The 582-nt window shown below is 51.2% G+C and carries 1 rRNA gene; it reads left to right on the forward strand.

The annotated features are described in order from the left end of the window. Positions 1-582: ribosomal RNA gene (locus JaAD80_RS29925) — 23S ribosomal RNA — on the forward strand; the annotation flags it as partial.

Raw genomic sequence — 582 nt, forward strand, 5'->3', positions numbered from 1 at the left:
GCTGGAGGTATCAGAAGTGCGAATGCTGACATGAGTAGCGATAATGGGGGTGAAAAGCCTCCACGCCGTAAGCCCAAGGTTTCCTGTTCAACGTTCATCGGAGCAGGGTGAGTCGGCCCCTAAGGCGAGGCAGAGATGCGTAGCTGATGGGAAGCAGGTTAATATTCCTGCACCGTCGTATGATGCGATGGGGGGACGGATCGCGGAAGGTTGTCTGACTGTTGGAATAGTCAGTTTCTGTCTCATAGAAGGCACTTAGGCAAATCCGGGTGCGCAATTCAAGGGGATGGGACGAGTGAACTTGTTCACGAAGCAATCGGAAGTGGTTCCAAGAAAAGCCTCTAAGCTTCAGTCATACGAGACCGTACCGCAAACCGACACAGGTGGGCGAGATGAGTATTCTAAGGCGCTTGAGAGAACTCGGGAGAAGGAACTCGGCAAATTGGTACCGTAACTTCGGGAAAAGGTACGCCCCGGTAGCTTGATTGGTTTACTCCATGAGGGTGAAAGGGTTGCAATAAACTGGTGGCTGCGACTGTTTAATAAAAACACAGCACTCTGCAAACACGAAAGTGGACGTAT

The sequence above is a fragment of the Janthinobacterium sp. AD80 genome, assembly GCF_002878455.1.
Classification (GTDB): Bacteria; Pseudomonadota; Gammaproteobacteria; order Burkholderiales; family Burkholderiaceae_D; genus Janthinobacterium.